The organism is Enterococcus sp. DIV2419, from assembly GCF_051711865.1.
GTDB lineage: Bacteria > Bacillota > Bacilli > Lactobacillales > Enterococcaceae > Enterococcus > Enterococcus faecalis.
Genome location: NZ_JBIONS010000001.1, coordinates 1,730,843 through 1,749,509, shown reverse-complemented (window position 1 = coordinate 1,749,509; position 18,667 = coordinate 1,730,843). Strand labels below are relative to the sequence as shown.

Annotated in this window: 16 protein-coding genes; 9 read left to right on the top strand and 7 right to left on the bottom strand. The window is 38.4% G+C overall.

Annotation, left to right across the window (positions count from 1 at the left end):
- Positions 1-108: 108 nt before the first annotated feature.
- Both IGI97_RS08195 and lpdA read left to right on the top strand, forming a co-directional pair.
- Entirely contained in the window at positions 109-1,728 is a 1,620-nt protein-coding gene (locus IGI97_RS08195) for a dihydrolipoyllysine-residue acetyltransferase (RefSeq protein WP_002357766.1), read from the top strand.
- 7 nt (positions 1,729-1,735) lie between these two features.
- On the top strand, positions 1,736-3,142 hold the full coding sequence (lpdA, locus tag IGI97_RS08190; RefSeq protein WP_002357765.1) for a dihydrolipoyl dehydrogenase: 1,407 nt from the start codon (positions 1,736-1,738) through the stop codon (positions 3,140-3,142).
- A 113-nt stretch (positions 3,143-3,255) separates the two neighbouring features.
- Here lpdA and IGI97_RS08185 read toward each other — a convergent pair whose 3' ends face one another.
- Positions 3,256-4,242 (bottom strand): PocR ligand-binding domain-containing protein, encoded by a 987-nt coding sequence (locus IGI97_RS08185; RefSeq protein WP_002382271.1) that lies wholly within the window; start codon positions 4,240-4,242, stop codon positions 3,256-3,258.
- Positions 4,243-4,402: 160 nt separating this feature from the next.
- Here IGI97_RS08185 and IGI97_RS08180 point away from each other — a divergent pair, with 160 nt between their 5' ends.
- The 5 genes from IGI97_RS08180 (at position 4,403) to IGI97_RS08160 (ending at position 8,458) form a co-directional block, all read left to right on the top strand.
- Positions 4,403-5,542: a glycerol dehydrogenase gene (locus IGI97_RS08180; RefSeq protein ID WP_002363858.1), complete on the top strand. Its 1,140-nt coding sequence runs from the start codon at positions 4,403-4,405 to the stop codon at positions 5,540-5,542.
- A 12-nt stretch (positions 5,543-5,554) separates the two neighbouring features.
- Positions 5,555-5,953, top strand: coding sequence for a dihydroxyacetone kinase phosphoryl donor subunit DhaM (dhaM, locus tag IGI97_RS08175; RefSeq protein ID WP_002357762.1), 399 nt, complete (start codon positions 5,555-5,557; stop codon positions 5,951-5,953).
- On the top strand, positions 5,954-6,937 hold the full coding sequence (gene dhaK / locus IGI97_RS08170; RefSeq protein ID WP_002366604.1) for a dihydroxyacetone kinase subunit DhaK: 984 nt from the start codon (positions 5,954-5,956) through the stop codon (positions 6,935-6,937).
- 12 nt (positions 6,938-6,949) lie between these two features.
- On the top strand, positions 6,950-7,552 hold the full coding sequence (gene dhaL, locus IGI97_RS08165) for a dihydroxyacetone kinase subunit DhaL (protein ID WP_010822768.1): 603 nt from the start codon (positions 6,950-6,952) through the stop codon (positions 7,550-7,552).
- 123 nt (positions 7,553-7,675) lie between these two features.
- The gene (locus tag IGI97_RS08160; protein WP_282897315.1) at positions 7,676-8,458 is read left to right on the top strand and encodes a hypothetical protein; all 783 of its coding nucleotides are present in this window, start codon (positions 7,676-7,678) and stop codon (positions 8,456-8,458) included.
- 72 nt (positions 8,459-8,530) lie between these two features.
- Here IGI97_RS08160 and IGI97_RS08155 read toward each other — a convergent pair whose 3' ends face one another.
- On the bottom strand, positions 8,531-9,682 hold the full coding sequence (locus tag IGI97_RS08155; protein ID WP_033660168.1) for a hydroxymethylglutaryl-CoA synthase: 1,152 nt from the start codon (positions 9,680-9,682) through the stop codon (positions 8,531-8,533).
- A 185-nt stretch (positions 9,683-9,867) separates the two neighbouring features.
- On the opposite strand from IGI97_RS08155, the gene IGI97_RS08150 reads away from it, so the two are divergent.
- Positions 9,868-12,279, top strand: a complete 2,412-nt coding sequence (locus IGI97_RS08150) for a hydroxymethylglutaryl-CoA reductase, degradative (RefSeq protein ID WP_016633510.1) — start codon at positions 9,868-9,870, stop codon at positions 12,277-12,279.
- Between the two features lie 21 nt (positions 12,280-12,300).
- Here the strand turns inward: IGI97_RS08150 and IGI97_RS08145 are convergent, their stop codons facing one another.
- The 5 genes from IGI97_RS08145 to IGI97_RS08125 form a co-directional block, all read right to left on the bottom strand.
- Positions 12,301-13,353 carry an AI-2E family transporter gene (locus IGI97_RS08145; protein ID WP_002357754.1) on the bottom strand — a complete coding sequence of 351 codons (1,053 nt, stop codon included), beginning with the start codon at positions 13,351-13,353 and terminating at the stop codon, positions 12,301-12,303.
- 16 nt (positions 13,354-13,369) lie between these two features.
- A complete protein-coding gene (locus IGI97_RS08140; RefSeq protein WP_002382277.1) occupies positions 13,370-14,575 on the bottom strand; it encodes a YdcF family protein in 1,206 nt (401 codons plus the stop codon).
- A gap of 155 nt (positions 14,576-14,730) precedes the next feature.
- Positions 14,731-14,931 (bottom strand): cold-shock protein, encoded by a 201-nt coding sequence (locus IGI97_RS08135; protein ID WP_002357750.1) that lies wholly within the window; start codon positions 14,929-14,931, stop codon positions 14,731-14,733.
- Between the two features lie 297 nt (positions 14,932-15,228).
- On the bottom strand, positions 15,229-16,350 hold the full coding sequence (locus IGI97_RS08130) for a baeRF6 domain-containing protein (RefSeq protein ID WP_002365588.1): 1,122 nt from the start codon (positions 16,348-16,350) through the stop codon (positions 15,229-15,231).
- 335 nt (positions 16,351-16,685) lie between these two features.
- On the bottom strand, positions 16,686-17,036 hold the full coding sequence (locus tag IGI97_RS08125) for a helix-turn-helix domain-containing protein (RefSeq protein WP_002377642.1): 351 nt from the start codon (positions 17,034-17,036) through the stop codon (positions 16,686-16,688).
- A gap of 191 nt (positions 17,037-17,227) precedes the next feature.
- Here IGI97_RS08125 and IGI97_RS08120 point away from each other — a divergent pair, with 191 nt between their 5' ends.
- On the top strand, positions 17,228-18,661 hold the full coding sequence (locus tag IGI97_RS08120; RefSeq protein ID WP_010715153.1) for an MFS transporter: 1,434 nt from the start codon (positions 17,228-17,230) through the stop codon (positions 18,659-18,661).
- Positions 18,662-18,667: the final 6 nt, after the last annotated feature.

The window sequence follows — 18,667 nt, the reverse complement described above, 5'->3', positions numbered from 1 at the left end:
AGGTGGAATACGGCTATAGGCATGAAATGTTCAGCTACTATAGTCGTTTCCCCGCGTTTTGCTCCTAAGAAAATAGACAGATCCAACGAAGAAGGGAAGACTTAAAAAATGGCTTATCAGTTTAAATTACCGGATATCGGTGAAGGGATTGCCGAAGGCGAAATCGTTAAATGGTTTGTAAAACCTGGCGATACAATCAACGAAGACGATACGTTATTAGAAGTACAAAATGACAAATCAGTGGAAGAAATTCCATCACCAGTAACAGGTACTGTAAAAAATATTGTTGTACCAGAAGGAACAGTTGCAAACGTTGGTGACGTGTTAATCGAAATCGACGCACCTGGTCACGAAGATAACGATGCAGCACCAGCAGCTCCTGCACAAGAACAAACACCAGCACAACCTGCTGCTGTACCAACAACAGAAGCAGCTGGCGGATTTTTCCAATTCAAATTACCAGACATCGGTGAAGGAATTGCCGAAGGCGAAATCGTTAAATGGTTCGTTAAAGCTGGCGACACAATTAATGAAGATGATTCATTATTAGAAGTACAAAATGACAAATCAGTAGAAGAAATTCCATCACCAGTAACAGGTACTGTAAAAAATATCGTTGTACCAGAAGGAACAGTTGCAAACGTTGGTGACGTGTTAGTTGAAATTGACGCACCTGGTCATAATTCAGCAGCACCGGCAGCCGCAGCACCAGCTACTGACGCTCCTAAAGCGGAAGCATCAGCTCCAGCCGCTTCAACAGGCGTAGTTGCAGCCGCTGATCCAAACAAACGCGTTTTAGCAATGCCATCTGTTCGTCAGTATGCGCGTGAAAAAGACGTTGATATTACACAAGTAACTGCAACTGGTAAAGGTGGCCGTGTCATTAAAGCGGATATTGATGCCTTTGTCTCTGGTGGTTCTCAAGCAGCACCAGCTACTGAAGCTGCCGCAACAGAAGCAGCACCTAAAGCGGAAGCAGCTGCACCTAAAGCAGCGCCAAAAGCCTTTACTTCTGATTTAGGCGAAATGGAAACACGTGAAAAAATGACACCAACACGTAAAGCAATTGCTAAAGCAATGGTTAACAGCAAACACACTGCTCCTCACGTAACATTACATGATGAAGTAGAAGTTTCTAAATTATGGGATCACCGTAAGAAATTTAAAGATGTTGCTGCTGCAAATGGTACAAAATTAACATTCTTACCATACGTTGTAAAAGCATTGACTTCAACTGTTCAAAAATTCCCAATCTTGAATGCATCAATTGATGACGCAGCACAAGAAATTGTTTACAAAAATTACTTTAACATTGGTATCGCTACTGATACAGATCATGGCTTATATGTACCAAATGTTAAAAATGCTAATACGAAGAGCATGTTTGCTATCGCTGATGAAATCAACGAAAAAGCAGCATTGGCTATCGAAGGCAAATTAACTGCACAAGATATGCGTGATGGTACAATCACAATTAGTAACATTGGTTCAGTCGGTGGCGGCTGGTTTACACCAGTAATCAACTACCCTGAAGTTGCTATTTTAGGCGTTGGTACAATTGCACAAGAACCAGTTGTTAATGCAGACGGCGAAATCGTTGTGGGACGCATGATGAAATTATCATTAAGCTTTGACCACCGTATCGTTGACGGCGCAACTGCTCAAAAAGCAATGAACAACATTAAACGCTTATTAGCTGATCCAGAATTACTATTAATGGAAGGATGATTAACAAATGGTAGTAGGAGATTTCGCCATTGAACTAGATACAGTCGTAATCGGAGCTGGTCCTGGAGGATACGTTGCTGCAATTCGTGCCGCAGAAATGGGTCAAAAAGTTGCGATTATCGAACGTGAATACATCGGAGGTGTTTGTTTAAACGTTGGATGTATTCCTTCAAAAGCTTTAATTGCTGCTGGACATCATTACCAAGAAGCACAAGATTCTTCAACTTTTGGTGTAACAGCTAAAGGAGTCGAATTAGACTTTGCAAAAACACAAGACTGGAAAGATAACACAGTTGTTAAATCATTAACAGGCGGCGTTGGCATGTTATTGAAAAAACACAAAGTAGAAATTATTGAAGGCGAAGCATTCTTCGTTGACGAAAATACATTGCGTGTTATTCACCCAGACTCAGCACAAACTTACTCATTCAATAATGCTATTGTAGCAACAGGTTCTCGTCCAATTGAAATCCCAGGATTCAAATTTGGCGGACGCGTGTTAGATTCTACAGGCGGTTTAAACTTAAAAGAAGTTCCTAAAAAATTCGTTATTATCGGTGGCGGTGTCATCGGTGCTGAATTAGGTGGCGCTTATGCTAACTTAGGTTCAGAAGTAACAATTTTAGAAGGTAGCCCATCAATTTTACCAACTTATGAAAAAGATATGGTTAAAGTTGTCACAGACGATTTCAAGAAGAAAAACGTAACAATCGTGACTTCTGCAATGGCTAAAGAAGCTGTTGACAATGGCGATAGCGTCACTGTTAAATATGAAGTTAACGGAAAAGAAGAAAGTGTTGAAGCAGATTACGTAATGGTCACTGTTGGACGTCGTCCAAACACAGACGACTTAGGCTTAGAACAAGCGGGCGTTGAAATTGGCGAACGTGGTTTAATCCCAGTTGATAACCAAGGACGTACTAACGTGAAAAACATCTTCGCAATCGGCGACATCGTACCAGGTGCTGCGTTAGCGCATAAAGCAAGCTACGAAGCAAAAATTGCTGCTGAAGCAATTTCTGGTAAGAAAGTTGCAGTTGATTACAAAGCAATGCCAGCTGTTGCCTTTACTGATCCAGAATTGGCAAGCGTTGGTATGACTGTTGCAGAAGCAAAAGAAGCGGGAATCGAAGCAAAAGGCTACAAATTCCCATTTGCTGGTAACGGCCGTGCAATCTCTTTAGATAAAACTGAAGGATTCATGCGTTTAGTTACAACTGTAGAAGACAATGTCATCATCGGTGCACAAATTGCCGGTGTCGGTGCAAGTGACATGATTTCTGAATTAGCTTTAGCTATTGAATCTGGCATGAATGCAGAAGACATTGCTTTAACAATCCACCCACACCCATCATTGGGCGAAATTACTATGGATACAGCTGAATTGGCTTTAGGTTTACCAATTCATATTTAATAGTATCACTTTGTCGCACGACAGATATAATGCGCCTTTTGCACTTGTTGCATTAGCCACAGCAAGTGCAAAAGGTGTAAAAAAAACAACGACTTCTCGGAGTCGTTGTTTTTTTATGCTCTGTTCTTTCTTTTACGGTATTTAAGAGGTGTTTCACCCGTTTCTTGTTTAAAGATACGGACAAAATAGCTATCTTCAACAAATCCTAAATCTTCACTGATTTGGGCAATTGTTTTATCTGTCTCCAAAAGAAGCTGTTTGGCCCATGTGATTTTTAATTGTCGATAAAATTGACTAAAGGGAATACCAAACTCCTCTTTTAATAAACGACTTAAATACGTCGGTGTCAAATGAACAAGGTCTGCCAGTTCTTGTAAATTTAAACGCAGCGATTTGTTTTCCCAAAGGGCATCTAAAACCGGTTGTAATTGCTTATTTTTAGTTTGATAGGCACTTGAAGGAGTTAATTGAGCAGTTAATAAAGTTTGTTGAATATCTTTTTGGATCATATTCAATGGCTCCAGCTCTTCTTTTCGCGAACTAATCTGTAAGGATTGTTTGTACGTATTGATTAAATAATCTTTTTTGATGGCTTCAGAAATAATATATTGGCTTAGATCAGCGATTAATGTCGCGCTCTTTTCTAAGTCTGCTAGTTCTAAAACAGGGTATTGTTGATACAGCTCTTGGTGTGTTACTAAAAATTCTTGAATGAAGGCATCATTCATGGTTAAAACCTGTTCTAACTCTTCTTGGTGATCTTCGAGCAAAACTTCACCAGCCATAATGGCTCCTACATACTGGTCATCAACAATAATGGGGATGGCCATATCAACGATGTTAAAGTGACAACGGTAGATAAAAGGCTGACCAGTGCGAACAGCTTCCAAGCCACCACGAGCATCACATTTTTCACAAAGTTTCGAGAGCTCAGGGGAGTGACGTACCAGTTGGCAAAAGGGTTGAACTTGACTATGTTTCGTCACAGGTCGCCCTTTATAATCGACTAAAATAATGGCTAAACGAGTGCTTAAGGCCAATGATTCTTGCAATTTTTCCCACTTTTCTAAATCTAAAATATTTTTTAATTCTACAGTCATAAGGCAATCCTTCAATCTAAAGTTTAAAAATCATAATATTTTATTATTTCACAAAATAATTCTATCATTTTTTGCAAGAAAACGATACCAAAAGTTCAATGCTTTTTTGATGAAAGCGTTTTATACTATGCATGTAAACAAAATATAGGAGGCTATCAACATGAGAAAAGCATTGATTTTACCAACGAAATATGTTCAAGGGGAAGATGAATTACTAAACTTAGGTTACTTCGTTTCAACTTTTGGAAAAAAAGCGTTACTAATTGCAAATCCTGCTGACGTTGATCGTGTACGTCCACAATTGGAAGAAACAGCGAAAAAGTTTGACATTACCTTCGTAGAGGGTGGCTTTAGTGGAGAAGTAACGCGTGAAGAAACAAAGCGCTTGCAAAACGTTGGACAAAAAGAACAAGCAGACTGTATCATTGGTTTAGGTGGCGGTAAAGCAATCGATGCTTCAAAAGTCGTAGCAGAAGGTGAAAACTTAATTATTGTACCAACGATTGCGGCTCAAGATGCACCAACTTCGCATTCAGCTGTACTATATCATGAAGATGGCTCATTTGATGATTATGCTTACTTTAAACAAAGTCCAAGTGTCGTTATGGTTGATACAAAAGTGGTTGCCAAAGCGCCAACTAGATTTTTAGTTGCTGGAATGGGGGATGCCTTATCCACATATTTTGAAGCACGCGCAACACACAATTCATATTCTCGGGTTAATGCTAGTTTGCCAATGGGTTCAAGAGAAGGCTTAACGCCTGCTGCTAGCGGCACATATGCAGCTTTGGCCATGGCAAAACTTTGCTGGGAAAACCTACAGGAAGATGGGTTAAAAGCGAAATTAGCTTGTGATGCAAATGTGGTTACTGAATCATTGAATAAGATTATCGAAACAAATATCTTACTTTCAGGCTTAGGTTTTGAAAGTGGCGGTTTAGCTGCAGCGCATGCGATTCATAACGGTATGACAGTCTTACCTGGTGCGCACAGTTATTTACATGGTGAAAAAGTAGCCTTTGCAACGATTGCACAACTTGTATTAGAAGATGCAGCAAAAGACGAATTAGAAGCTGTTTTAGACTTTAGCGCTTCTGTAGGTTTACCATTAACGCTTTCAGACATTGGTGTCGATGAAATCACTTATGAAGAAGCGTTGGAAGTAGCCAAAATTGCTTGCATTCCAGAAGAATCAATTCATTCAATGCCATTCCCAATTGTCGTTGAAGAAGTAGCGAATGCAATCATTGTTGCAGATAAAGTCGGACAAGAATATAAAACAAGACATAAATTAGATTAAGGAAGTGTCCACATGAAAGCAGATATTTTACTCGTTTCACATAGCAAAATGATTACAGATGGTATTAAAGAGATGATTGAACAGATGAACGCCAGTGAAGAAATTACGATTCATTCACTTGGTGGCACATCAGATGGTTCATTAGGTTCAGATCCAATGAAAATCATTGACACGATTAACGAAGCGGACTCTGACCGAGAATTTTTAATTTTTGCCGATTTAGGCAGTGCCGTTTTAAGTTCAGAATTAGCTTTTGATATGCTAGAAGAAGACCAACAGAAACATTATCATTTAGTCGATGCACCATTGGTTGAAGGTGCCTTTGCGGCAGCAATTACTGCAGGTGTCTCAGATGATTTGACGCAAATTTTAGCAGAAGCTCAAAATGCTGGTAAGAAAGGGTGGAACTAAATGAAAAAAATTATTAATGAACCTGGTAAAATTGTCGAAGAAATGCTCCAAGGAATTGTGAAAAGCTATGGAAACCTTGTTCATCAAGTCGAAGATTCTCGCGTGATTGCTCGCAACGACTCAAACAAACAAGTTGGGTTAGTATCTGGTGGCGGAAGTGGTCATGAGCCTGCACATGCTGGGTTTGTTGGTGATGGAATGTTAAATGCCGCAGTTTTAGGTGATGTCTTTACTTCACCAACACCAGATCAAATTTTAACAGGAATCCAAGCGGCAGACCAAGGGGCCGGTGTTCTGTTAATCGTAAAAAATTATACAGGCGATATTTTGAACTTTGAAATGGCCAAAGATATGGCTGATATGGAAGACATTCATGTAGAAATGGTCGTTGTCGATGACGATATTGCAGTCGAAGATAGCACCTATACCGCTGGAAAACGCGGTGTTGCCGGGACTGTTCTTGTCCATAAGATTTTAGGACATCATGCCCGCCAAGGTGCTTCTTTAGAAGAGCTCGTTTCTTTAGGAGAAAAGATTGTAGCAGCCACGAAAACAATTGGAGTGGCTTTAAAAGCAGCCACTGTGCCTGAAGTTGGCAAACCAGGTTTTACTTTACCAGAAGATGAAATTGAATTTGGCGTAGGGATTCACGGAGAACCAGGCTATCGTCGTGAAAAAATCCAACCATCGAAAGAGTTAGCGAAAGAATTAGTTGAAAAAACATTAAGTAGCTATGAACAACAACCACAAACAGTTGGGATACTTGTCAATGGCATGGGCGGCACGCCATTAATGGAACAATTTGTATTTATGAACGACGTGCTAACATTATTAGAGGATAAAGGTGTTCAAGTGACCTTCCATAAAGTGGGTAACTATATGACGTCTATTGACATGCAAGGATTATCTTTAACGATGATTGACTTGGCGACAAAAGACTGGCAAACAGCGCTAGAAAGCAATGTAACAACAATTTCTTGGTAAGGGTGATAAAAGATGGAATTAACAGTAAAAGACATTCAAACATGGTTAGATAATTATTCAAAAGTTATTGAAGAAAAAAAAGACTATCTAAGTGAGTTAGACACGCCGATTGGTGATGGGGATCATGGCAACAATATGGCTCGTGGTATGGCTGAATACAAAATTGCGTTTGACAAAAAAGTACCAACAACAATCACGGAGACATTTAAAGTCCTATCCATGGCTTTGATTTCAAAAGTTGGCGGAGCTTCTGGTCCTTTATATGGTACAGCGTTTATGAATATGACTAAAGCGACAAAAGATTTGGAAACCATTAGTTCGCTAGAGCAATTAAAAGAAATTGTTCAGCAAGGTCTAGCCGGGATTCAGATGCGTGGCAAAGCTGAACCAGGAGATAAAACGATGGTTGATGTCTGGGCACCTGTTGCTGAAGTAATTGGAACGGAACAATTTAATGAAGAAAAAATTGAACAATTTGCTGAAGCAACAAAAGATTGGGTGGCGAAAAAAGGACGTGCCTCTTATTTAGGGGAACGAGCAATTGGTCATATTGATCCAGGAGCAGCATCTAGTGCATTATTATTTGAAGAACTAGTCAAAGTAATCAATCAATAACAGTGAGAAAAAAGTTTAGCAAGTGCCTCTCTTGAAGCGCTTGCTAAACTTTTTTATAAATAATGGTTTCTTTTGTTTATCTATGGGATAATTTAAGTAACAAAAAATAACAAAGATAGACCAATGGGGGATTTAAAGATGAAAAAGCATGTGATTGTGGGATGTTTATTAATCGTTAGCTCAATGTTTGTAAGTGCTTGTGGAAATTCGTCAGACGTGACCACGGAAAAAGCCAGTGTCACAAAACAAGTCGAAGCTACGGGACAAAGCACATCCTCTTCCGTAGACCAAACCAAGTATGATGCCCTTATTACAGAAGCTAAAAAGTTAACGGCAGAGGGGCAATATAAAGAATCAGAAGAAAAATTAGCTACGATCCCTGTTAGCGATTTAGGGAAACCACACTATTCGATCGTTAAAGAAACGGTTGAGAAACTAAATAATCAAAATAATGAAGGCTTAAAAAGACAAGAAGAAGTCGCGGTTGAAAAGCAAACGAAGTCGAGTCCGGCACCAACGGAATCACTTAAACCAATTCCAGATGAATTTGCTAAATGGGCAACCACGTATCTTTTTTATTATCCACGAGGAGATCAAAAGCAAGCGGGGTTAATCATTGAAGCGAATGGAGCGGTCACGCAGACGAATACGAATGGCGAAATTTACACAGGAAAAGCCGAAATAAGTGGAGCTTCGGGCACTATTTTAAGTTATGATACGACTAGTTATCGCCCGACGACCCAACCAGCTACAAAATCGATTACTCCAAATGTTAAAATCACTGTTACTTGGAACAATGGCGGCGGTGTTGATGTTTATTATGGCTACGTTTCTTATTCACAACGTTTAGCTTTGACAGATGGTATCGCCGTGACAGACGGGGTCAAAGAAGTTTGGCTTTCATAAAAAGAGCTAGACATTCAAGCAAAAACTTGAATGTCTAGCTCTTTTGTTGATTGAATCGGGGGATTTAAATACTTAGTTTCGATAAGAACGAACGGTATTATTAATAGCAGAAATACTATATTTTAATTCATCTTCTAACGTTTGATCAATGTCTGTGTCTAAAGTCTCTGCAAACATGGCTTCATATTCAGCGATAGAAAGTTCTGTCCGATTATCCAGCAGTGCTAAATGAGTTTCTTTTTGTAAATGATTTTGATAACCAGCTACTAATTCACCAGTGAAAAATTCAGCGACAGCACCAGAACCATAACTGAATAACCCAATTTGATTGCCTGCGGTTAAAGTCGTTGCATTTTCTAAAAGGGAAATGAGTCCCAGATAAAGTGAACCCGTATACAAGTTTCCTACGCGACGACTATAGATGATGCTTTCTTCATAACGGGCTAAAATTCGTTCCTGTTCTGCTTCAGTTTGGTCGGAGATTTTTGCTAATAAGGCTTTTTTGCCCATTTTTGTGTAAGGAATATGGAACGCTAAAGCATCATAATCTGCAAAATCAAGACCGGTTCGTTTTTTATGTTCATCCCAGACTTGGGCAAAAGATTGGATGTAGGTTTCGTTTGACAAAGGACCATCGACCATAGGATACAGATGGCCTGTTGGACGCCAAAAGTCATAGATATCTTGCGTCAGCATCACATTATCCTCTTTTAAAGCCAAGATGCGCGGTTCACTAGTAACTAACATTGCAACCGCCCCAGCTCCTTGTGTAGGCTCACCGCCAGAATTTAAGCCATATTTTGCAATATCTGCCGCTACGACCAAGACTTTTTTATCTGGATGTAAGGCTACGTGATTCTTAGCTAACTGTAAGCCTGCTGTTGCTCCGTAACAAGCTTCCTTGATTTCGAAAGAGCGAGCGAAAGGTTGAATCCCCATTAAACGATGTAAGACAACTGCGGCCGCTTTTGACTCATCGATACTGGACTCAGTCCCGACAATCACCATATCAATGGCCTCTTTATCTTCTTTGGTCAAGATCGCTTCTGCGGCATTGGCTGCAAATGTCACAATATCTTGGCTGATTGGGTTCACCGCCATTTGGTCTTGCCCAATACCAATATGAAATTTTCCAGGGTCTACATTTCTGGCTTCAGCCAGTGCCGTCATATCAATATAATAAGGGGGCACAAAAAAACTAATTTTATCAATCCCAATTGTCATTTCTTTAACTCCTTTACGATAAATAGATTCATTATATAAAATAGCACGAAATGAACCAAAATGGGGAATTTTTGTATTAACTTCATAGATTATTAAAAAATATCTTATAAGTCTGTTAACATTCAGTAATTGGCACTTGTGATTCTGGGATTTTATGATATATTTCAAGATGGAGGTGCATTTAGTTGAAAACAGTAGTTATTATTGATGCATTACGAACACCAATTGGAAAATATAAAGGCAGCTTAAGTCAAGTAAGTGCCGTAGACTTAGGAACACATGTTACAACACAACTTTTAAAAAGACATTCCACTATTTCTGAAGAAATTGATCAAGTAATCTTTGGAAATGTTTTACAAGCTGGAAATGGCCAAAATCCCGCACGACAAATAGCAATAAACAGCGGCTTGTCTCATGAAATTCCCGCCATGACGGTTAATGAGGTCTGCGGATCAGGAATGAAGGCCGTTATTTTGGCGAAACAATTGATTCAATTAGGAGAAGCGGAAGTTTTAATTGCTGGCGGGATTGAGAATATGTCCCAAGCACCTAAATTACAACGATTTAATTACGAAACAGAAAGCTACGATGCGCCTTTTTCTAGTATGATGTATGATGGGTTAACGGATGCCTTTAGTGGTCAGGCAATGGGCTTAACTGCTGAAAATGTGGCCGAAAAGTATCATGTAACTAGAGAAGAGCAAGATCAATTTTCTGTACATTCACAATTAAAAGCAGCTCAAGCACAAGCAGAAGGGATATTCGCTGACGAAATAGCCCCCTTAGAAGTATCAGGAACGCTTGTGGAGAAAGATGAAGGGATTCGCCCTAATTCGAGCGTTGAGAAGCTAGGAACGCTTAAAACAGTTTTTAAAGAAGACGGTACTGTGACAGCAGGGAATGCATCAACCATTAATGATGGGGCTTCTGCTTTGATTATTGCTTCACAAGAATATGCCGAAGCACACGGTCTTCCTTATTTAGCTATTATTCGAGACAGTGTGGAAGTCGGTATTGATCCAGCCTATATGGGAATTTCGCCGATTAAAGCCATTCAAAAACTGTTAGCGCGCAATCAACTTACTACGGAAGAAATTGATCTGTATGAAATCAACGAAGCATTTGCAGCAACTTCAATTGTGGTCCAAAGAGAACTGTCTTTACCAGAGGAAAAGGTTAACATTTATGGTGGCGGTATTTCATTAGGTCATGCGATTGGTGCCACAGGTGCTCGTTTATTAACGAGTTTAAGTTATCAATTAAATCAAAAAGAAAAGAAATATGGCGTGGCTTCTTTATGTATCGGCGGTGGCTTAGGACTCGCTATGCTACTAGAGAAACCTCAGCAAAAAAAAAACAGCCGATTTTATCAAATGAGTCCTGAGGAACGCCTGGCTTCGCTTCTTAATGAAGGCCAGATTTCTGCTGATACAAAAAAAGAATTTGAAAATACGGCTTTATCTTCGCAGATTGCCAATCATATGATTGAAAATCAAATCAGTGAAACAGAAGTGCCGATGGGCGTTGGCTTACATTTAACAGTGGACGAAACTGATTATTTGGTACCAATGGCGACAGAAGAGCCCTCAGTGATTGCGGCTTTGAGTAATGGTGCAAAAATAGCACAAGGATTTAAAACAGTGAGTCAACAACGCTTAATGCGTGGACAAATCGTTTTTTACGATGTTGCAGATCCCGAGTCATTGATTGATAAACTACAAGTAAGAGAAGCGGAAATTTTTCAACAAGCAGAGTTAAGTTATCCATCTATCGTTAAACGGGGCGGCGGCTTAAGAGATTTGCAATATCGTGCTTTTGATGAATCATTTGTATCTGTCGACTTTTTAGTAGATGTTAAGGATGCAATGGGGGCAAATATCGTTAACGCTATGTTGGAAGGTGTGGCCGAGTTGTTCCGTGAATGGTTTGCGGAGCAAAAGATTTTATTCAGTATTTTAAGCAATTACGCAACGGAGTCGGTTGTTACGATGAAAACGGCTATTCCAGTTTCGCGTTTAAGTAAGGGGAGCAATGGCCGGGAAATTGCTAAAAAAATTGTTTTAGCTTCACGCTATGCTTCATTAGATCCTTATCGGGCAGTCACGCATAACAAAGGAATCATGAATGGCATTGAAGCTGTAGTTTTAGCTACAGGAAATGATACACGCGCTGTTAGCGCTTCTTGTCATGCTTTTGCGGTGAAGGAAGGTCGCTACCAAGGCTTGACTAGTTGGACGCTGGATGGCGAACAACTAATTGGTGAAATTTCAGTTCCGCTTGCGTTAGCCACGGTTGGCGGTGCCACAAAAGTCTTACCTAAATCTCAAGCAGCCGCTGATTTGTTAGCAGTGACGGATGCAAAAGAACTAAGTCGAGTAGTAGCGGCTGTTGGTTTGGCACAAAATTTAGCGGCGTTACGGGCCTTAGTCTCTGAAGGAATTCAAAAAGGACACATGGCTCTACAAGCACGTTCTTTAGCGATGACGGTCGGAGCTACTGGTAAAGAAGTTGAGGCAGTCGCTCAACAATTAAAACGTCAAAAAACGATGAACCAAGACCGAGCCATGGCTATTTTAAATGATTTAAGAAAACAATAAAAAAAAACAGTTCAGCAGAAATTATTCTGCTGAACTATTTTTTTTCACATTAGGTAGCCGTTTCAGGCCACGAATTGGTTTTACTTTTAAGACATCTAAGAAGAAAGTGAACACAGGGATTCCTACAATAAGTCCCCATACACCAAAGAGACGCTCACTAACTAATAAGATGACAAACGTATAAAAGATTGGTAACTCTGTTTTACTAGACATGAATTTAGGATTTAGCACGTAAGATTCAAATAAATGGACGATTGTAATTAAAGCTAAGATATAAATCACATCGTTCAAGCCACCTTGGGAATAAGCGATGAAACTTAGCGGAATGCAAGAAATAATCACACCAGCAACTGGGACTAAGCTCAAAATGAAGATCATAATGGCTAAACTAGGTAACTGAGTAAAGCCGATTATCGCCAAGGCCAAGGTAGTAATGACTGTATTCACCACAGCAATGAAAAACTGAGCTTCCATTACGACACCAAATGTGTTAACGAACTTGTTGGCGAAATAATAGATATCCTGAAAAAACCAATCAAAATCACTTTTTAAAAATAACTTAGAAAAATCAGCCATTTGCTTCTTCTCAATCATAAAGAAGAAACTTAAAATAAAGGACATGACAAATGATAAACCGACAGCGCCAATATCTTGAATGTAGCGTAAAATCATTGAAGCGCCATTCTGGAGTTGAGAGAGTAAGTTAGATTTTTCCAAGTATTGATCAATAAATTGCAATACTTGATTTGTATCTGTATGTGGACTTTGATAAAAATCAACTACAGAATTAATCATTTGAGTCGTTTGGTTAACTAGAACGGGAACATATTTAGTAATCGCTAAATAGATTAGAAAAACAACCAATGCATAGGTTAAGAGAACGATGACAATCGTCGGGATTTTCATATAGCGTTGAACAAAATGGACCAAACGAACAGCTAAATAGGTAAAGATAAATGTTAAAAGAATTGTTGTAATCATGCTTCTGGATAAATAAAGCACAAAAATAATCAAAGCAAGGACGCAAAAACGTCGCAAACGTTCATTTTGAATAAATTTTTGATACAAACTCATAGGGGAAACTCCTTCTTTACTGAATAATCAATCCTGTTAAGAATAACATAACCATACCGATGGCAGCTAGGCCGCAAACAATAATATGGCGACGTTTGTACATCACTACAATGGCGATGAACTCTCGAATAAACGCGTTAGGTAAAAAATAAAAAGCGGTTTTTGCACCAATGCCATCAGCTTTTAAGCCAGCCATTCGAGCGAAAAGACCCGCTCGGAAAAGGTGATAATTGTTTGTAGTAAAAATGGCTTGGAAATTAGCATTTCCAAAATCCTCAATCATTGTTTCTTTGGAAAAACGCATATTTTCTAGTGTGTTTTTTGAATGAGCTTCTACTAAAATATCATCATCAGGAATACCTTGTGTCAAAGCATACATTTTCATCGCGACACTTTCAGGAAGTAATTCATCAGGGCCTTGGCCACCAGACATGACGATTTTTGGTGGATTTAACGTTGCGCGATTTTGAGCCTTGTAAAATTGAATGGCTTTGTTGATACGGGCTTGCAATAACGGCGGCACAATCTCACCATTGATTAACCCCGAACCTAACACAACAATATAATCCTGTGTATATTTTGGCTGATTAAATTGATACAACGTAGAAACAGTTAAAAAATTATAAAAAACAAACGCGAAATAAGTCAAAATAAATGGCGCAATAGTTAAGGGTAAGGAGAGCCAAGTTGGTAACAACGATTGAAAAAAGAAATTATAAATTAATAGTAATGTTAAGCCAATTGCTAGCAACAATGTCAACAAGTTCCCTAGAGACCGACCTTCTTTTCTCATAACAACGACCGCATTCCAATAGAGGAAAATAATTAAGGCATAGAGTCCTAAAGCCAAAGCGATAAAAATTGCCAGCAGGGCAATAATTGCTAAGGTGATTAGAAAGTAGTTGTTTGTACGAATCGCAGTAATCCCTAAATAAGTCGCTAGAACCACAAGAAAAATATTAAATAATGTTCCATTCAGTAAACGCCTTTTTTCTTTGAAGTAGAAGAGCGCAAACAAGCCAAAAAAAGCAATGGGAATTAAAAAGAAGGCTGTGCCACGAATGATTTCTAAATATAAAACATATGAGAAGAACATAAAGACAGTCCAGCCAAACATCCACGGCAACCAATCGTGTTCTTTTTTCTTTTTCCGCCACGAGGGAATGAAAAAGAGACCCAATAAATAAACACCTAAAAAGGTTAAATCACCATAAAATTGCATAAATAAACTCCTTTAAAACATTTTTCCTCTTCAGTATAACGAAAACTCTTCAAAAAAAATAGAGGAAGCACTTAGTTTCAGAAAGTTTTCTTGTTCTTTTTTTTATAAAAAAAACCTGACGATTAACGTCAGGTTTTTGAGTCAGTATTGTTTAATTAAGCTTTAGTAACGTTAGTTGCTTGAGGGCCACGTTGACCTTCTTCGATTTCGAAAGTTACTGCTTGACCTTCTTCTAAAGTTTTGAAGCCGTCACCTTGGATAGCTGAGAAATGTACGAATACATCGTTTCCGTTTTCTGCAGTGATGAAGCCAAAGCCTTTGTCTGAGTTAAACCATTTTACTGTACCTGTTTCCATAATAAATATCCTCCTAGATGTGTGTTATAACACATTCATATTTTGCAATTACTTGAAAGGTGAAAAATGTGGAAGATGTTTATTTGAAACAGCTACCCATATTACCGAACAAAAACTACATCTATTACTATAGCATACTAACTGGTTTTTGTATAGCGATAACCTTATTTTCTTTTTTATCGGATGTTTTTTAAAAACTAGAAAGTGAAGATAAGGCTGTTATAGTGCTGTTTCAATAAGTCTCAGAAAAAAAGCCCATTGTAAGGCGCTTTCTTACAATGGGCTTTTTGCCTGTTTTTAATAACGGAGGATAGCCGCTAAAGACTTTTCATCTGGTGCAGCTTTTTGGTCTAAAACAAAAACTTGACCGCCGTTTTGAATGACTTGGTAAGCAATGGTGTTTAAAAGTTTGCGGCGATCGTACTCTTCAGATGACATTTCATTGTTTTCAGTAACAAAGAGTGACGTTGCAATAAAAAGATGGGAAATTTTACCGTCAGCTGCCGCTGGCGAAATATCTGTAAATTGATCTAAGAATTTACGATCTAGTAATTTGTTATAAGAAGCTGTTTCTTTTTCTGTTAACTCTGCAGCTATTTTTTCACTAGCGCTGCGGATATCTTGAATGGTTGCTTGTGCAGGTGAAGCAGCAACTGAAATTGAGCAATCATAATAAGGATTTTTAGCAATCTTTTTAAAGAGTGTTTGGTTTTCTGGTAAAGCATAAAGATAAAGCGGTAATTTTTCAGGATTATCCAGTTGATCTTTTAAGAAAGTATCGACTGCTTGATAGTAGTTCACCCAATCAATTTCAACTTCTTTATCTTTAGTATTGATGCTATGATAAGCGACACCTTCTTTAGAACCGTTAGAACTACCTTGAGTTGAAAAGTTTAAATTACCACCCGTTAATTCATCACCTAAAGCTGTGACCACGTCTGTTGGCGCGTCTTTAGGCAATTCAACAGGAGTCACAGTCGTATGATCAACCTTGTAAAGTTTCATTGAATCGCGATTTAGAGCAAGTAGGTAATAATGGTAGTTAAATTGTTTGTCTTTGACTAGTCCAAGTAAATAAGGAATCGTGTCCACGTAATATTGATCGTCAACGGGCACATCTAATCGTTGAACAAAGGTGTTTTCTGGAGATAAGATGATTGAAACACTTGCTGTGCCGTTGCGCCAGAAGGAAGCATCAGCTAGAAGTGCGTCAATTTTTTCTTGGAAAACAGACCATTTTTCCTCAGGAAATTTTTTTTCAAAGCGTGTTTTTGCCGCTTTTGCAAAATTTTTCAAAACAAGCGAATCTTTTTCTACGTTTTGATGAGCGACATGGGTGTTAAACAAGAAAGTAACAAACGGTCCATGAACTTCTTCAGAAAATAATGTTGATAAGCTATCTTTTTTTTGATTTGCCATAATAAAATCCCCCTTCTAAAAGTAAGTGTAGCACAGGAAATCGAATGTTTAAAACAATATGTTCAATAAAAGAAAACGCTTTAAAGAATTTAAATAAAGGACTGTTAATGGTGTTCTAATAAAAGTTTTATAAAAAATATAGCTGAAACTCATGATAAAAAAGGCACAAACTACTATACTTACGTTATGCCAATTATCCCGAATTGGTTTTTTCATACTTACTCCTACCAAGAGTAAATAACAACCTTCATTTCCACCACAGACGACGGTCGTGGTGGTTTTTTTGTTTAGGTTCTAGTTTTTGCTATTAATTGACTAGGAGTAGTGAACGCTCTTTAAGAATTTGTCATTTCAAATTTACGGAACCGCAAGAAACGATTTGCTTCTTCCTCTAACTGAGTAATTTCTTCTTCTGTTAACTCTTCCGTAGTAATCTGAATATGTAACTCTTTTTGTGTGCTTGTCATAGGTGCCTGATGATTGATCTCTGTTTGTTGGGTGCGGCCCATTAAATAGTCCAAGGAAACAGAAAAATAGTCTGCTATTTTTAAAAGATTCTCTACTTTAGGCGAAGAGGTATCCCAACGACGAATTTGTCCATTGGAAATGCCGACGTTTCTTTCTAATTGGGCGAGGGTTAATTGCTTTGACTGAGCTAATTGTTTAATGCGAGAAATTAAGGTCATTTCAAGTCCTCCTTGCGTTTTCCGTTTGCTAATTTTAAATTAGCGTAAAAGCGAATGGTTGTCAATTGCGAGCGTGTAATAAGAAGGTGAACATCTCATGAGTGATTTTTTAGAAAATTTCCGATGAAAAAAAGAAGAAATAGAGTTATTATTAGTAAGTAAACTGTTTTGGAGCGAGAGGGGATGAATCAATGGAGAAAATTAAAAGTTACCAAGAGGATTCTGAAGTGCAGAAAAATCGTTGGTGGATCTTAGTTTCTGTGGCTATGTTTACCTTCATGTCTACATTAGATTCCAGCATTGTAAATATTGCTTTACCGACTATTTCAAAAGAAATGTCCGTACCCATGAATCAAGCGGAATGGGTCGTATCTATTTATTTAATGGTTGTCTGTGCTTGTTTATTATTATTTGGAAAAATTGGCGACAGTTTTGGAAAAATAAAAGTTTATCGAATTGGCACGGTTATTTTTACGATTGGTTCGTTACTTTGTGGCTTTAATCAATCGCTGAGCTTTCTATTATTTGCGCGAGTCGTTCAAAGTATTGGTGCTAGCATGACCATGGCGACCAATTCAGGAATTATTACGGAAGTATTCCCTTTAAATGAAAGAGGGCGGGCGCTTGGTGCAGTAGGTGCCTTTGTCTCTTTAGGCGCGATTGCTGGTCCTGGGATTGGTGGATTGATCTTATCAAACTTTTCTTGGTCGTATATTTTTTGGATTAATGTTCCCGTGGGGCTAATTACAATTTTAATTGGCGAAAAGTTTCTACCAAAAGATATTACAAAAACAAAAGAAAAAATCGATTTTCCAGGATTTGCTTGTATTGCCATTGCGATTATGACGTTCTTCGGCGGGATTTTCCTCGGACAAGAGAGCGGGTTTGGCTCGTTACAATCCTATTTATTGTTCATTATTGCAGTAATCGCATTAGGATTATTTATAATGGTTGAACGAAAAAGAAAAAGCCCACTTATTAAGTTCGCAATTTTTAAAAACAAAATTTTTACTTTAAGTTTATTGTCTGCCGTTTTAATTTTTGCCTCAAACTTTTTTGTAAATGTTGTCATTCCATTTTATTTGCAGGATGCACGCAAACTAAGTGCTAGTTATGCTGGTCTATTAATGATGGTATTTCCGTTATTGATGGTGGTTGGGGCTCCTCTGAGTGGCTATTTGACGGATAAGATTGGCCCAGGTATTTTAACGTTTGGCGGATTGTTGCTTTTGTGCTGTACGTCGTTAATGTATATGTTTTTAGATATGAATTCCCCCATCTGGTATTATGTGATTGCAACAGCCATTATGGGATTGGGAAATGCACTTTTCCAGTCTCCAAACAATACAATGGTTATGAGCAGTGTTGAAAAGCAAGATTTAGGTGTAGCAGGAAGTATGAATTCTTTTGCTAGAAACTTAGGAATGGTCATTGGGATTGCGTTGTCAACGACCATTTTATATCGTGGCATGAGCGAAGCCTATGGTGAACGAGTAACCACGTATCTGGCTAATCGCCCAGATATATTTATTGTGGGAATGCGTGAAACCTTTTTTGTCGCCTTTCTATTATGTGTGGCGGCCTTTATATTAACGATTTTACGTTTTCGGAAAACAACCAAATAAGTAAAA

Excerpts from the sequence above, each read along its gene's own strand:
- IGI97_RS08125 (WP_002377642.1), bottom strand. The coding sequence starts at position 17,036 with ATGACCTTAATTTCTCGCATTAAACAATTAGCTCAGTCAAAGCAATTA.
- IGI97_RS08135 (WP_002357750.1), bottom strand. The coding sequence starts at position 14,931 with ATGGAAACAGGTACAGTAAAATGGTTTAACTCAGACAAAGGCTTTGGC.
- IGI97_RS08145 (WP_002357754.1), bottom strand. The coding sequence starts at position 13,353 with ATGAGTTTGTATCAAAAATTTATTCAAAATGAACGTTTGCGACGTTTT.
- dhaK (WP_002366604.1), top strand. The coding sequence starts at position 5,954 with ATGAAAAAAATTATTAATGAACCTGGTAAAATTGTCGAAGAAATGCTC.
- IGI97_RS08130 (WP_002365588.1), bottom strand. The coding sequence starts at position 16,350 with ATGGCAAATCAAAAAAAAGATAGCTTATCAACATTATTTTCTGAAGAA.
- IGI97_RS08155 (WP_033660168.1), bottom strand. The coding sequence starts at position 9,682 with ATGACAATTGGGATTGATAAAATTAGTTTTTTTGTGCCCCCTTATTAT.
- IGI97_RS08120 (WP_010715153.1), top strand. The coding sequence starts at position 17,228 with ATGGAGAAAATTAAAAGTTACCAAGAGGATTCTGAAGTGCAGAAAAAT.
- IGI97_RS08185 (WP_002382271.1), bottom strand. The coding sequence starts at position 4,242 with ATGACTGTAGAATTAAAAAATATTTTAGATTTAGAAAAGTGGGAAAAA.
- IGI97_RS08195 (WP_002357766.1), top strand. The coding sequence starts at position 109 with ATGGCTTATCAGTTTAAATTACCGGATATCGGTGAAGGGATTGCCGAA.
- IGI97_RS08180 (WP_002363858.1), top strand. The coding sequence starts at position 4,403 with ATGAGAAAAGCATTGATTTTACCAACGAAATATGTTCAAGGGGAAGAT.
- lpdA (WP_002357765.1), top strand. The coding sequence starts at position 1,736 with ATGGTAGTAGGAGATTTCGCCATTGAACTAGATACAGTCGTAATCGGA.
- IGI97_RS08140 (WP_002382277.1), bottom strand. The coding sequence starts at position 14,575 with ATGCAATTTTATGGTGATTTAACCTTTTTAGGTGTTTATTTATTGGGT.
- dhaL (WP_010822768.1), top strand. The coding sequence starts at position 6,950 with ATGGAATTAACAGTAAAAGACATTCAAACATGGTTAGATAATTATTCA.
- IGI97_RS08160 (WP_282897315.1), top strand. The coding sequence starts at position 7,676 with ATGGGGGATTTAAAGATGAAAAAGCATGTGATTGTGGGATGTTTATTA.
- dhaM (WP_002357762.1), top strand. The coding sequence starts at position 5,555 with ATGAAAGCAGATATTTTACTCGTTTCACATAGCAAAATGATTACAGAT.